The sequence below is a fragment of the Streptomyces sp. NPDC021115 genome, from assembly GCF_044333065.1.
Lineage (GTDB): Bacteria > Actinomycetota > Actinomycetes > Streptomycetales > Streptomycetaceae > Streptomyces.
In genome coordinates this window covers 36,694-50,863 of record NZ_JBIRQF010000012.1, presented here as the reverse complement: position 1 = coordinate 50,863, position 14,170 = coordinate 36,694, and the positions used below count along the sequence as shown (strand labels likewise).

Here is a 14,170-nt window from a genome sequence, read left to right as displayed (position 1 = left end):
GACGGGGTGTGTGGCTCAGCGGCCGCGCAGCGAGCGGTACGTGGCGACGAGAGCGGCCGTCGAGGCGTCGAGCCCCGGCACCTCGGCGCCCTCGGTCAGCGCGGGCTCGACCCGCTTGGCGAGCACCTTGCCCAGCTCGACGCCCCACTGGTCGAAGGAGTCGATGTTCCAGACGGCGCCCTGGACGAACACCTTGTGCTCATAGAGCGCGATGAGCTGGCCGAGCACGGACGGGCTCAGCTCGGCGGCCAGGATCGTGGTGGTGGGCCGGTTGCCCTGGAACGTCTTGTGCGGCACCAGCTCCGACGGCACGCCCTCGGCGGCGACCTCTTCCGACGTCTTGCCGAACGCCAGCGCCTGGCCTTGCGCGAAGAGGTTGGCCATCAGCAGATCATGCTGGGCGACCAGCCCGGGCCGCAGGTCCTCCACCGGCTTGGCGAAGCCGATCAGATCGGCCGGGATCAGCTTGGTGCCCTGGTGGAGCAGCTGGTAGTAGGCGTGCTGGCCGTTGGTGCCGGGGGTGCCCCAGACCACCGGGCCGGTCTGCCAGCCGACCGGGGTGCCCTCCCGGTCCACCGACTTGCCGTTGGACTCCATGTCCAGCTGCTGGAGGTAGGCGGTGAACTTCGACAGATAGTGGCTGTAGGGCAGGACGGCGTGCGCCTGGGCGTCGTGGAAGTCGCCGTACCAGACGCCCAGCAGGCCGAGCAGCAGCGGCACGTTCCGCTCGGGCGGGGCGGTGGTGAAGTGCTCGTCGACCAGGTGGAACCCGGCCAGCATCTCGCGGAAGCAGTCCGGGCCGATGGCGACCATCAGGGAGAGGCCGATCGCCGAGTCGTAGGAATACCGCCCGCCGACCCAGTCCCAGAACTCAAACATGTTGTCCGTGTTGATGCCGAACTCGGCGACCTTCTCCGCGGCGGTCGACACCGCCACGAAGTGCTTGGCGACGGCCTCCTCACCGGCCCCGAGCCCGCTCAGCAGCCACTCGCGGGCTGAGCGGGCGTTGGTGATGGTCTCGATGGTGGTGAAGGTCTTGGAGGCGACGATGAACAGCGTCTCCGCCGGGTCCAGGTCGCGCACCGCCTCATGGAGATCGGCGCCGTCCACATTGGAGACGAAGCGGAACACCAGCTCGCGGTCGGTGTAGGCGCGCAGCGCCTCGTACGCCATCGCCGGGCCCAGATCGGAGCCGCCGATACCGATGTTGACGATGTTCTTGATGGGCTTGCCGGTGTGGCCGTGCCAGTCCCGGGCCCGGATGCGGTCGGCGAACACGCTCATCTTGGTGAGGACCGAGTGCACCTCGGGGACGACGTCCTCGCCGTCCACCGTGATGACCGCCGAGCGGGGGGCGCGCAGCGCGGTGTGCAGCACCGCGCGGTCCTCGGTGGTGTTGATCTTCTCGCCGCGGAACATCTCGTCCCGCAGGGCGGCCACTCCGGTCGCCTGCGCCAGCTCGCGCAGCAGCCGCAGCGTCTCGTCCGTCACCAGGTTCTTGGAGTAGTCGACGTGGAGATCGCCGACCTGGAGCGTGAACCTGCTCGCGCGCTCCGGGTCGCCGGCGAACAGCTCGCGCAGATGCGCGTCGCCCAGCGTCTTGCGGTGCTCGGCCAGTGCGCTCCACTCCGGCAGCTGATCGAGCCTGGTGCGGCCTTCTGCGTTCATCTCGGACATCAGCCCACTTCTCATCGGTGCCTGGCCCCCGTTGTCCACCAACCTAATTGACCTTAGCCCGCGGCACTGACAGCGGCACTGACAAGGCCCGGCCGGGCGCCCCGTCAGGGGCCCGGCCGGGCCTGTGCCGCGCGCTGTCGCTGGGTGCCCTCGGCTCAGATCTCGCCGCGGAGCTTGGCCAGCGCCTCGGCGAGGATCGCCTCGCCGTCGGCGTCGCTGCGCCGCTCCCGCACATAGGCGAGGTGGGTCTTGTAAGGCTCGGTGCGGGGCGGGTCCGGCGGGTTGTCCCGGTCCTTGCCGGCCGGGAAGCCACAGCGGGGGCAGTCCCACGTGTCCGGGATCTGCGCGTCGCTGGCAAAGCTCGGCACGGTCTCGTGCCCGTTCGAGCACCAGAAGGAGATGCGCAGGCGCGGCGCCGATTCGCCTCGCTCGGCTTCTCCCATCGGCCCCGCTCCGACCCGACTTCCACGGATCGCGTTGCCACTTGCCACGGTCGTAACTCCCTGCGTGATGGTGCCGCGAAGCATCGAATGGCGGCCCCGCTGCCCGGCGCCCCAGACTACGAAAGGCCCAACGCGCGTCCATCGAGAGGAGTTACACCCGCCCTTGAGGACGCCACCCCATGATAGGCCGCGAATCGGCCGCACTGACGACGGTACGTCAGTTATCGGGCCGGAATCGGGCCTCGACCGCGCTTCGGTCGAACGTCAGTCGAGCTTCATCAACAGGCCGAGCACGACGATGACGACGAACCACAGCAACCCGACCACGATGGTGATGCGGTCCAGATTGCGCTCAGCGACCGAAGAGCCACCGACGGAGGACTGCATTCCGCCACCGAACATGTCGGACAGGCCGCCGCCCTTCCCCTTGTGCATGAGCACCAGCATCATCATCAAAAGGCTCAAGATGATGAGGGCGATCGAAAACCCCATGATCACAGCTGGACCAACTCTCTCGGGCTACGTTACGGACGGTTTCTTAACGGAGACGGGGGCCGGGGAGGCGCGAAATGCGCCACCACGACCCCCGACAGAGTACGACGGAGCTCGGCTCAGGGCCTACTCACTGGTCGCGGAAACGAACGATCTTGACGAATTCGTCGGCGTCCAGCGCCGCCCCGCCGATCAGGGCGCCGTCCACATCGGGCTGCGCCATGATCGCCGCGACGTTCCCGGACTTCACCGAGCCGCCGTACTGGATGCGGACCTTGTCGGCCAGCTCCTGGCTGTACAGCTCGGCCAGGCGGCCGCGGATCGCCCCGCAGACCTCCTGGGCGTCCTCGGGGGTGGCGACCTCGCCGGTACCGATCGCCCAGACCGGCTCGTACGCGATCACGATGGTCTCGGCCTGCTCGGCCGGGACGTCCTTGAGGCCGCCGTCCAGCTGCGCGAGGGTGTGCGCGACCTGGTTGCCCGCCTTCCGGACGTCCAGGCCCTCGCCCACGCACAGGATGGGCGTGAGGTCGTTGCGGAAGGCCGCCTTGACCTTGCCGTTGCAGATCTCGTCGGTCTCCGCGTGGTACTGGCGGCGCTCCGAGTGGCCGATGGCCACATAGGTGCACTTCAGCTTGGAGAGCATCGGACCGGAGATCTCGCCGGTGTACGCGCCGGAGTCGTGCGCGGAGAGGTCCTGGGCGCCGTACTTGATCTTCAGCCTGTCGCCGTCGACCAGGGTCTGCACCGACCGGAGATCGGTGAAGGGCGGCAGAACCGCGACCTCGACGGCCTCGTAGTCCTTGTCGGCGAGCGCGAAGGCGAGCTTCTGGACGTGGGCGATGGCCTCGAGGTGGTTGAGGTTCATCTTCCAGTTGCCCGCCATCAGCGGGGTGCGGTCACTCACGGTGTTCAGTCCTCCAGTGCGGCGAGGCCGGGGAGCGTCTTGCCCTCGAGGTATTCGAGGCTCGCTCCGCCGCCGGTCGAGATATGGCCGAAAGCGGTTTCGTCGAAGCCCAGGATCCGGACGGCAGCGGCGGAGTCGCCGCCGCCCACCACCGTGAACGCGGAGCTGTCGAGGAGCGCCTGTGCCACGGCCTTCGTGCCGTCGGCGTAGTCGGGGTGCTCGAAGACGCCCATCGGGCCGTTCCAGAAGACGGTGGCCGCGTCGGCGAGCTTCGAGGCGTACAGCTTGCGGGTGTCAGGACCGATGTCCAGCCCCTCCAGGTCCGCCGGGATGGCGTCCGCGGGGACGACCTGCGGATGCGCCGGGGCCTTGGTCTTCAGGTCCGGGAACCCGTCAGCCGCGAGGACGTCGACGGGCAGCACGAACTCCACGCCGCGCTCCGCCGCCCGCCGCAGGTACTCCTGGACGGCCGGGACCTGGTCCTGCTGGAGCAGCGAATTGCCGACCTCGTGGCCCTGGGCCTTGAGGAAGGTGTACGCCATGCCGCCGCCGATCAGGATGCGGTCGGCCTTCTCCAGCAGGTGGTCGATGACGCCGAGCTTGTCGGAGACCTTGGCGCCGCCGAGGACCACCGCGTACGGCCGCTGGACGTCCTCGGTGAGCTTCTTCAGGACGTCGACCTCCGTGGCGATCAGACCGCCCGCGGCGTGCGGCAGCCGCGCCGGGAGGTCGTACACGGAGGCGTGCTTGCGGTGCACCGCGCCGAAGCCGTCGCCCACGTAGAGGTCGGCGAGGGCGGCGAGCCGGTCGGCGAAGGCGCCGCGCTCGGCGTCGTCCTTGGCCGTCTCACCGGCGTTGAAGCGCAGGTTCTCCAGCAGCGCGACCTCGCCCGCGGCGAGCCCGTCGACGGTGGCGCGGGCGCTGTCGTCCACGGTGTCGGCCGCGAACGCGACCTGCTTGCCGAGGAGTTCGCCGAGCCGCTTGGCGACCGGGGCCAGCGAGAACTTCGGGTCGGGCTCACCCTTGGGGCGGCCGAGGTGCGAGGCGAGCACCACCTTGGCGCCCCGTTCCAGGAGCGTGGCGATGGTCGGCACGGCGGCGCGGATCCGGCCGTCGTCGGTGATCGTCTCGCCGTCGAGCGGGACATTGAGGTCGGCGCGGACGAAGACCCGCTTCCCGTCGACCTGGAGATCGTCAATCGTCTTCACAGAGTGACTCCTTGATCATGGCACGGGGCCCGTTACGACGTGTGCCGTAGCGGGCCCCGTTCTCGCTCATTGCGGCAGGGTCAGAGCCGGCCGCCGACGAAGACGGTCAGGTCGACGAGGCGGTTGGAGTAGCCCCACTCGTTGTCGTACCAGCCGACGACCTTGACCTGCTTGCCCTGGGCCATGGTCAGGGAGGAGTCGAAGGTGCAGGAGGCCGGCCAGTTGACGATGTCCGAGGAGACGATCGGGTCCTCGGTGTACTCGAGGATGCCGCTCAGCTGGCCCTCGGCGGCCTTCTGGAAGGCGGTGTTGATCTCGTCCTTGGTGACCTCGCGGTCCAGCTCCAGGACCAGGTCGGTGACCGAGCCGGTCGGGACCGGGACGCGCATCGCGATGCCGTCCAGCTTGCCCTTGAGCTGCGGCAGGACCAGGGCGGTGGCCTTGGCGGCGCCCGTGGAGGTCGGGATGATGTTCTCCGCGGCGGCGCGGGCGCGGCGCAGGTCCTTGTGCGGGAAGTCCAGGATGCGCTGGTCGTTGGTGTACGCGTGGACCGTCGTCATCAGGCCCTTGACGATGCCGAAGCTCTCGTCGAGAACCTTGGCCATCGGCGCCACACAGTTGGTGGTGCAGGACGCGTTGGAGATGACGTCGTGCTGGGCGGGGTCGTACTTGTCCTGGTTGACGCCCATCACGATCGTGATGTCCTCGTCCTTGGCGGGCGCGGAGATCAGGACCTTCTTGGCGCCCGCGGCCAGGTGCTTGGCCGCGTCGTCACGCTTGGTGAAGATGCCGGTGGACTCGACGACGATGTCGGCCCCCAGCTCTCCCCACGGAAGGGCGGCCGGGTCACGCTCGGCCATGGTCTTGAAGGTCTGGTTGCCCACCGTGATGGTGTCCTCGGTGTGGCTGACCTCGTGCTTCAGCCGTCCGAGGATGGAGTCGTACTTCAGCAGGTGCACCAGGGTGGCATTGTCGGTCAGGTCGTTGACACCGACGATCTCGATGTCCGCGCCCTGCTCCAGGAGCGCGCGGAAATAGTTGCGACCGATGCGGCCAAAGCCGTTGATGCCTACGCGGATCGTCACGAACCGATCTCCTCGTTGGTGTGCCGGTCTGGACGCCGGCGAGCTGTTTGGGAATCCCCGACCGCCTCCGACCCTACCGCTATCACGTAACGTGCGTGACATTGGCGTCGGCGGCCCATGACCACCGGAAAGTGGCACGGGCCGCCGATTCAGTCACGATTCGTCACGGTCTGTCAACGGTGCAGCGCACGCAGCGCGCTCCGCACGAGTGACGCCCGCTGGGCGGCGTCCCGGACGTGCTCCAGGCCGAAGCCGAGCAACACGGTGTCCCGGGTGGTGACCGCCGCCGCGGTGCGGAACAGCTCCTTGGAGCGCGTCCAGTCCGCCGCGTTCGCGGGGCTGCCCGCCGGCGGTCCCGGCACGGTCCAGGGGCCGAGCGCCGTCTCGAAGCCCTCGGCGTCCCGCGTGTCGCCGCCGGTGACGAGCGCGGTGCTGTCGACGAAGGCGCCGCGGCCGCCGGTACCCGAATCGGTGACGTAGGAGAGGGCCAGTTCGACCTTCTTGCCCGCGTACCGGCTCAGGTCCAGGGAGACCGGCCGCCAGCCGCCGGAGGAGCCCGTGAAGCTGTTCCAGGCGCCCGTGGTGCCCTGGGCGCGGCAGCCGTCGTCGGCGGCCGTCAGATAGCGCTTCAGAAACGGGTGGGCGGTCAGCAGGAAGCCCGCCTCGCATTCGGCCGGGACCCGGTCCGAGCTGGCGCCGCCCGCGTCGGGCAGCGTGGTCCAGTCGTCCTGGCCGGCGGTGTGCGCCTCGGCGATCACATGATCGTAGCCGGGCTCGGTGTCGTAGCTGAGCCGGAAGGTCAGGCTCGGCTTGTCCGCGGCGCCCACTCCGGTCAGGTCGACGGTGCGGGACAGCCGCATCCAGGAGTTGTTCCGGTGGAGGGCGGCGGCCATCCACTCGCCCTCGTACGGCTGGTACGGGCTGCGCACTCCGGCGTACGCGCCCGCGCCCGCGCTGCGGAACTGCGGGAAGTCCTTCGGCGGCAGCACATCGGAGGTGACGGTGTACGAGCCCGCCGCGTCCAGCGGGTTGCCGGGCGCGTCGCCGAGCGCCGCTGAGGCGCCGTCGAGCGCCCCGCCGCCCTGGTACGCGGGCGGCGACGGCACCGTGACGCGGCCGTCGGCGCCCAGGTAGTACTGGCTGAAGTCGTCGGTGTCGGCCGGGCCCACCACGGAGCTGCCGCCCGCCTGCTCACCGGTGGTGATCAGTTTGCCGCCCTCGTTGAGGTAGTCGCGCACCGCGAGCAGGGTGGCGCCGCCGGGCTTCTGCGCGCCGGTGTACCAGAGCACCGTCCTGAAGTGGTCGAGCACCCCGAGCGCGGACGGCGCCCCCTGGGCGGCCACGTCCCAGACGGCCGCCTTGCGGCCGTTCCGGGCGAGCGCGCCGGTGTACGCGGCGAGGTTCCGGGCCGGGGCGTCACCGCCCTCCTCGGCGATCACCAGGGTGTCGGCGCGGGGCCGCTCGGCGACGGTGTACGTGAACGGCTCGCTCGCGGTCCGCTCTCCGCCCCTCGTACGGCCGGTGAACCAGACCTTCACCGTGTCGCCGGGGTCCGCGCCCCGGACCGCGGCCCGGTACTGGTCGAAGCGGATGTTGTCCTCGCCGCCGTAGGTCTCGCCGCCCCGCCAGGGCCGCAGGGCCGCGCTGTGCGTCCGCCCGCCGTTCACCCGGTAGGCGAGCCGTTTGTCGCGGACGCTCTTGCGAACGGTGACGGAGACGTCCTGGGCGGCGCCGCGGGCGTAGGAGGTGGTGAAGGCGTCCGGGGTGAAGTCGGGCGCGGTCATGCCGACCGACGAGGACGGCCGGTCGGGGTGCTCGGCGGTCTCGGCGACGGAGAGCGCGAAGGGGATGTTCTTGGCGAACTCCTGCTGGATCAGCTTCTCGTCGTCCGGGAAGGTGAAGACGGACGCGCAGTCGCGCGCCTGCCAGGCGTCGTCCGGGTCGGCGTTGGAGGCCGTCTGACAGGTCGACATCTCCGGGGTGAACATCATCATCCCGTTGACGTTGGCCGCATGGCCGTCGGCCTCGCCGTTGGTGGTGTACAGCTCCGAGGACACCTGCGGGTGGTAGCCGGGGATCGCGGAGTGCTCGGGGGTGCCGGCGAGCGCCTTGTAGAGCACGTCGTCGGGGGTCGGGGTGGCGACCTGCCAGCCGACGCCGTAGAGCAGCAGTTCGGCGGCCGAGTGGTAGTTGATGGCGTACGTGAAGCCGACGCGCTTCTCGAACCGGTCCAGCGCCCTGGTCTCGGGCTCGGAGCCGGGGGCGGGGCCGCGGTAGGTCTCGTCGGCCGGATCGGCGGACGAGCCCTCGTTGTCGTACCCCCACTTGTAGGGGAAGTTGCGGTTGGGGTCGACGCCGTCGCCCGGGGTGATCTTCCCGTCGCCGTTGTTGTCCCGCAAGGTCTTGCGCCACTGTCGGTTCTCGGGCTTCTGATGCGTGTAGTCGTAGCCGTCCGGGTTGGCGGAGAGCACGAACCACAGCTCGGTGCGGTCCACGATCCTGGTGACGCGGTCGTCCTTGCCGTAGCGGTCGAGGTAGTAGTGCATCAGCCGCCGGGTCATCTCCGGGGTGATCCACTCACGGGCGTGCTGGTTGGACATGTACAGCACCGACGGCTTGCTGCCGTCGCGGCTCTTCGCCGCGCCCTTGGTGAGCTTGAGCGCGAGGATGTCCTTGCCCTGGGTGGTCTTGCCGATGCTGACCACCTTGGTGAGACCGGGATGGGCCCGGCCGGTCGCGACGATTTCCTGCTGGAGCCCTCCGTCGCCGCTGTACGGGCGGAAGACGCCGTCCCCCGCGGCCTCGACGCGGCTCAGGGACCGCTGCGAGAGCTTCTTCTCGGTGAGCGCCACACCCTTGCCGCGCAGGGCGGCGGCCTGAGTGCGGGTCAGATACAGCTCGACCGCCCCGGCGCCCTTCTCGGGCACCTGGGTGCCGAGTTCCGTCCCGTCCACGCCCGCGCGCAGCAGCAGCGGGATCTGGGCCCGGGTCACCTGGGCGGTCCATACGGTCAGCGCCTCGGCGGTGTCGGCCGCCGGTTGTGCGCGGGCCGCGGGTGTGGCGGCCAGTCCTCCGAGCAACAGTGCGGTCGCCGCGAGGACCGATCTCGCCGTGCGTCTCCGTTTGGCCTTGCGCGTCTTCATGAGCTTGCGCGTCTTCATGAGCCCCCCTGACTGTCGTTCCGACGTGTGGGTGCACCGACGCATAAGCCTCATGTCGGCCCATGACCATGTCAACAGTGGCTCGCGGCAATGATCCGATGGTGTGACGATCTGTACGCACCGCGCCCCCGGCTCCGCACGGGAAGCCGGGGGCGCGGGACGCGACGGGCGGTCAGCCGACCATGCCCTCGGCCATCTCGTCGGTCAGGCTCGACTCCGTACCCGGAATGCCCAGGTCCTGGGCCCGCTTGTCGGCCATGGCGAGCAGCCTGCGGATACGGCCCGCGACGGCGTCCTTGGTCAGCGGCGGGTCGGCGAGCGCCCCCAACTCCTCCAGGGATGCCTGCTTGTGCTCCATGCGCAGCCGCCCGGCCGCGGCCAGGTGCTCGGGCACCTCCTCGCCCAGGATCTCCAGCGCGCGCTGCACGCGGGCGCCCGCGGCGACGGCGGCCCGGGCCGAGCGGCGCAGATTCGCGTCGTCGAAGTTGGCCAGCCGGTTGGCGGTCGCCCGCACCTCGCGGCGCATCCGCCGCTCCTCCCAGGCGAGCACCGACTCGTGCGCCCCCAGCCGCGTCAACAGCGCGCCGATGGCGTCACCGTCCCGGACGACCACCCGGTCCACCCCGCGCACCTCGCGCGCCTTCGCGGCGATCTGGAGCCGGCGGGCGGCGCCGACCAGCGCCAGCGCGGCCTCAGGGCCGGGGCAGGTCACCTCCAGGGAGGACGAGCGGCCGGGCTCGGTGAGCGAGCCGTGGGCGAGGAAGGCCCCGCGCCAGGCGGCCTCGGCGTCACAGGTGGCGCCGGAGACGACCTGCGGCGGCAGCCCGCGGATCGGCCGGCCGCGGCCGTCGACCAGGCCGGTCTGGCGGGCCAGCTGATCACCGCCCGCCACCACCCGCACCACGTACCGACTGCCGCGGCGCAGGCCTCCGGGGGCCATCACCACCAGATCGGATGAGTGCCCGAAGATCTCCAGGATGTCCTTGCGGACTCTGCGGGCCGCGATGCCCGTATCCAGCTCCGCCTCGATCACGATGCGCCCGCTCACCAAGTGCAGGCCGCCCGCGAACCGCAGGATCGCCGAGACCTCCGCTTTCCGGCAGCAGGTGCGGGTGACGGGGAGCCGGGAGATTTCGTCCTTCACCGCTGCCGTCATCGCCATGGGCCGATCCTTCCATGCATCCGAAAAATACGGTCGTACGCGGCCGCCAGAAGCTCCGGGTCGTGCTTCGGGGCACCGTCGGTCGCGGCCACCGGCGCCAGCTCGACCGTGCCGCCCAGTCGCTTCGCGGCATCGCACAGACTGCTCTGGTCGGGGACGGCGGCCTCGTCGGCCAGCACCACGTCGAAGGCGAGTTTAGGGGCGTGTCGGGCCAAAACCTCCAAATGACGCTGCGGGGAGAAGCCATCGGTTTCGCCGGGTTGCGGCGCGAGATTCAGCGAGAGCACCCGCCGGGCCTTGGTGTCGGTGAGGGCCCGCAGCAGATCCGGCACCAGGAGGTGCGGGATCACGGAGGAGAACCAGGAGCCGGGGCCCAGCACCACCCAGTCCGCGTCCATCACCGCCTCGACCGCCTCGGGGACGGCCGGCGGGTCGTTCGGCACCAGGTGGACCGACTGCACCTCACCGCGCGTGAGCGCGACGGTGGCCTGCCCGGCGACCGTCGACACCTCGTCCGGGCGGTCCGGGTCATGGCCCTTGACGTACGCCTGGAGCTCCAGCGGCACCGCCGACATCGGCAGCACCCGGCCGTGCGCGCCCAGCAGCTTGCCGACCAGGTCGAGCGCGGCCACATGGTCGCCCAGCTGCTCCCACAGGGCGACGATCAGCACATTGCCGACCGCGTGGCCGTGCAGCTCGCCCTCGCTGATGAAGCGGTGCTGGATGACCCGGGCCCACGTCTGGCCCCAGTCGTCGTCCCCGCAGAGGGCCGCCAGCGCCTTGCGCAGATCGCCGGGGGGCAGCACCCCCAGCTCGTCGCGGAGCCGCCCACTGGAGCCGCCGTCGTCGGCCACCGTGACCACGGCGGTCAGATCGCCGGTGATCCGGCGCAGCGCGGCGAGCGACGCGGACAGGCCCATACCGCCGCCGAGCGCGACCACCTTGGGCTGCGCGCTCCGGCTCGTACGGGTCCCGACGAGCCGCCGCAGCCGCCCGTTACGGATCGTCACTCGCGCCCCATGTCACGGTGGACGATGACGGTCTCGACCCCTTCGGCGCCCAGCCGGGCGGCCAGCCGCTCGGACATCGCGACACTGCGGTGCTTACCACCCGTACAGCCGACCGCGATCGTCACATAGCGCTTGCCCTCGCGGCGGTAGCCCGCGGCGATCAGCTGGAGCAGCTCGGCATACCGGTCCAGGAACTCCTTGGCGCCGGGCTGGTTGAAGACATAGCCGGACACCTCCTCGTTGAGCCCGGTGAAGGGGCGCAGCTCGGGGACCCAGTGCGGATTGGGCAGGAAGCGGCAGTCCACCACCAGATCGGCGTCGACCGGCAGGCCGTACTTGTAGCCGAACGACATGACGGTGGCGCGCAGCTCCGGCTCCTCCTCACCGGCGAACTGGGCGTCCATCTTGGCGCGCAGCTCGTGCACGTTGAGGCTGGAGGTGTCGATCACCAGATCGGCGTCGCCGCGCAGCTCGCGCAGCAGATCGCGCTCGGCCGCGATGCCGTCCACGATCCGCCCGTCGCCCTGGAGCGGATGCGGGCGGCGCACCGACTCGAAGCGGCGCACCAGCGCCTCGTCGGACGCCTCCAGGAACAGCACCCGCCGCTTGACGTTCTTGGCGGCCAGGTCCGCGAGGGATTCGCGGAGGTTGTCGAAGAAACGGCGGCCCCGGACGTCCACCACCACGGCGATGCGCGCCACATTGCCCTGGGAGCGGGCGCCGAGGTCCACCATGGTGGGGATCAGCGCGGGCGGCAGGTTGTCCACCACGAACCAGCCGAGGTCCTCCAGACATTTGGCGGCGGTGCTGCGCCCCGCGCCGGACATGCCAGAGATGATCACCAGCTCGGGAATGGCTGCCGCCTCGGCGGTCTCTCCCGTCGTGCCCGTATTCACCTGCGCTCCGTCTCCGTGGATCTCGTGCTCGGTCATGATCTCGTCCCCCGGCTCGCGGACGGCGCCGACGATGCGGCCTCGTCCTCAATGATCTCTCCTGTGGCGGTGTTCACGGCGGGTGCGGCCGGAGCCGCCCCGGTGAGCGCCGCCGCGACCGTCTCGGCCGTCTTCCGTCCCACGCCCGGCACCTCGCAGATCTGCTCGACCGTGGCGGCGCGCAGCCGCTTGACGGAGCCGAAGTGCTTGAGCAGCGCCTGCTTACGGCTGTCACCGAGGCCGGGTACGGAGTCCAGCGGCCCGGCCTTCATCGACTTGGCGCGCTTGCTGCGCTGGTAGGTGATGGCGAACCGGTGGGCCTCGTCGCGGACCCGCTGGAGCAGATACAGCCCCTCGCTGCTGCGGGGCAGCACCACCGGGTCCTCCTCGTCGGGCAGCCAGACCTCTTCGAGCCGCTTGGCGAGGCCGCAGACGGCCACGTCGTCCACGCCCAGCTCGTCCAGCGCCCGCTTGGCGGCGGCGACCTGCGGCTGCCCGCCGTCCACCACGACGAGCTGCGGCGGATACGCGAACCGCTTGGGCCTGCCCTCGTCGTCGAGCGGGCCGGAGGCGTCCTCCGCGGCCTCGGCGCCCTCGGCGGGAGCCGTCTGGGCGGGCTCGGCGGGCTCGCCAGGGGGCTCCTGGGCGGGCTCGCCGCTCTCCTCCTCCCACTCCCCCGACTTCTGCTTCTCCTGGAGATAGCGGCGGAAGCGGCGGCCGACAACCTCGTGCATGGACCGGACATCGTCCTGTCCGGCGAAGCTCTTGATCTGGAAGCGGCGGTACTCACCCTTCCGCGCCAGCCCGTCCTCAAAGACGACCATGGACGCCACCACGTCATCGCCCTGGAGGTGGGAGATGTCGAAGCACTCGATGCGCAGCGGCGCCGAGTCCAGCCCCAGCGCCTCGGCGATCTCCTCCAGGGCCCGGGAGCGGGTGGTGAGGTCGGAGGCGCGCTTGGTCTTGTGCAGTGCCAGCGCCTGCTGGGCGTTGCGCTGGACCGTCGTCATCAGGTCCTTCTTGTCGCCGCGCTGCGGGATGCGCAGATCGACCCGGGAGCCCCGGCGCTCCTCGAGCCACTGGGTGACCGGCTCGGCCGGGTCCGGTACGGCGGGCACCAGGACCTCCTTGGGCACGGCGTCGCCCCGCTCCTCCCCGTACAGCTGCTGGAGGGCGTGCTCGACCAGGTCCGCGGTGTCGACGGCCTCGACCTTGTCGGTGACCCAGCCGCGCTGGCCGCGTACCCGGCCGCCGCGGACGTGGAAGATCTGGACGGCGGCCTCCAGCTCGTCCTCGGCGACCGCTATCAGGTCGGCGTCGGTCGCGTCGGCGAGGACGACCGCGTTCTTCTCCATGGCGCGCTTGAGCACCCCGATGTCGTCGCGCAGCCGGGCGGCCTTCTCGTACTCCATCTCCTCGGCCGCATCCTGCATCTGCTGTTCGAGGCGGCGGATGTAGGTGCCGGTGCGCCCGGCCATGAAGTCGCAGAACTCCTCGGCGAGTTCGCGGTGCTCCTCGGCACTGACCCGGCCGACGCAGGGCGCCGAGCACTTGCCGATGTAGCCGAGCAGGCAGGGGCGGCCGATCTGGGCGGAGCGCTTGAACACCCCGGCCGAGCAGGTGCGCACGGGGAACACCCGCAGCATCAGATCGACGGTCTCGCGGATCGCCCAGGCGTGTGCGTAAGGACCGAAGTAGCGCACGCCCTTCTTCTTGGCGCCGCGCATGACCTGGACCCGGGGGAACTCCTCGTTGAGGGTCACCGCGAGCGACGGATAGCTCTTGTCGTCGCGGTACTTGACGTTGAACCGGGGATCGAACTCCTTGATCCACGAATACTCGAGCTGTAGCGCCTCGACCTCGGTCGACACCACGGTCCACTCGACCGCGGAGGCCGTGGTGACCATGGTCCGGGTGCGCGGATGAAGGTTCGCCAGGTCCTGGAAGTACGAGGAGAGCCGCGAACGCAGGCTCTTCGCCTTTCCGACATAGATCACCCGGCCGTGCTCATCACGGAACTTGTAGACCCCCGGCGACTCGGGGATCTGTCCCGGCTTGGGGCGGTAGCTGCTCGGGTCGGCCATGGTCACCAC

Annotated in this window: 11 protein-coding genes; all 11 read right to left on the bottom strand. The window is 70.3% G+C overall.

Annotation, left to right across the window (positions count from 1 at the left end):
• Window positions 1–15 precede the first annotated feature (15 nt).
• The 11 genes from pgi to uvrC all read right to left on the bottom strand — a co-directional run bounded on the left by pgi (window position 16) and on the right by uvrC (window position 14,161).
• Window positions 16–1,668, bottom strand: a complete 1,653-nt coding sequence (gene pgi / locus ACH4TL_RS30400) for a glucose-6-phosphate isomerase (RefSeq protein WP_398323355.1) — start codon at window positions 1,666–1,668, stop codon at window positions 16–18.
• Window positions 1,669–1,832: 164 nt separating this feature from the next.
• Complete coding sequence (locus tag ACH4TL_RS30395) at window positions 1,833–2,168, bottom strand: RNA polymerase-binding protein RbpA (RefSeq protein ID WP_009718803.1); 336 nt, start codon at window positions 2,166–2,168, stop codon at window positions 1,833–1,835.
• 216 nt (window positions 2,169–2,384) lie between these two features.
• On the bottom strand, window positions 2,385–2,612 hold the full coding sequence (gene secG / locus ACH4TL_RS30390; protein WP_039942143.1) for a preprotein translocase subunit SecG: 228 nt from the start codon (window positions 2,610–2,612) through the stop codon (window positions 2,385–2,387).
• 130 nt (window positions 2,613–2,742) lie between these two features.
• Window positions 2,743–3,519 carry a triose-phosphate isomerase gene (tpiA, locus tag ACH4TL_RS30385; RefSeq protein WP_398322982.1) on the bottom strand — a complete coding sequence of 259 codons (777 nt, stop codon included), beginning with the start codon at window positions 3,517–3,519 and terminating at the stop codon, window positions 2,743–2,745.
• A gap of 5 nt (window positions 3,520–3,524) precedes the next feature.
• Complete coding sequence (locus ACH4TL_RS30380; protein WP_398322980.1) at window positions 3,525–4,727, bottom strand: phosphoglycerate kinase; 1,203 nt, start codon at window positions 4,725–4,727, stop codon at window positions 3,525–3,527.
• Window positions 4,728–4,807: 80 nt separating this feature from the next.
• Window positions 4,808–5,812: a type I glyceraldehyde-3-phosphate dehydrogenase gene (gene gap / locus ACH4TL_RS30375; RefSeq protein ID WP_398322978.1), complete on the bottom strand. Its 1,005-nt coding sequence runs from the start codon at window positions 5,810–5,812 to the stop codon at window positions 4,808–4,810.
• A 173-nt stretch (window positions 5,813–5,985) separates the two neighbouring features.
• A complete protein-coding gene (locus tag ACH4TL_RS30370) occupies window positions 5,986–8,955 on the bottom strand; it encodes a M14 family zinc carboxypeptidase (RefSeq protein WP_398323353.1) in 2,970 nt (989 codons plus the stop codon).
• 190 nt (window positions 8,956–9,145) lie between these two features.
• Window positions 9,146–10,135, bottom strand: coding sequence for a DNA-binding protein WhiA (gene whiA / locus ACH4TL_RS30365; RefSeq protein ID WP_176183588.1), 990 nt, complete (start codon window positions 10,133–10,135; stop codon window positions 9,146–9,148).
• Window positions 10,126–11,145: a uridine diphosphate-N-acetylglucosamine-binding protein YvcK gene (gene yvcK / locus ACH4TL_RS30360; RefSeq protein ID WP_398322976.1), complete on the bottom strand. Its 1,020-nt coding sequence runs from the start codon at window positions 11,143–11,145 to the stop codon at window positions 10,126–10,128. Before yvcK ends, whiA begins: the two co-directional genes overlap by 10 nt.
• Complete coding sequence (gene rapZ / locus ACH4TL_RS30355; protein WP_398322974.1) at window positions 11,142–12,077, bottom strand: RNase adapter RapZ; 936 nt, start codon at window positions 12,075–12,077, stop codon at window positions 11,142–11,144. The genes yvcK and rapZ overlap by 4 nt, the downstream gene beginning before the upstream one ends.
• Window positions 12,074–14,161, bottom strand: a complete 2,088-nt coding sequence (gene uvrC, locus ACH4TL_RS30350; protein ID WP_398322972.1) for an excinuclease ABC subunit UvrC — start codon at window positions 14,159–14,161, stop codon at window positions 12,074–12,076. The genes rapZ and uvrC overlap by 4 nt, the downstream gene beginning before the upstream one ends.
• Window positions 14,162–14,170: the final 9 nt, after the last annotated feature.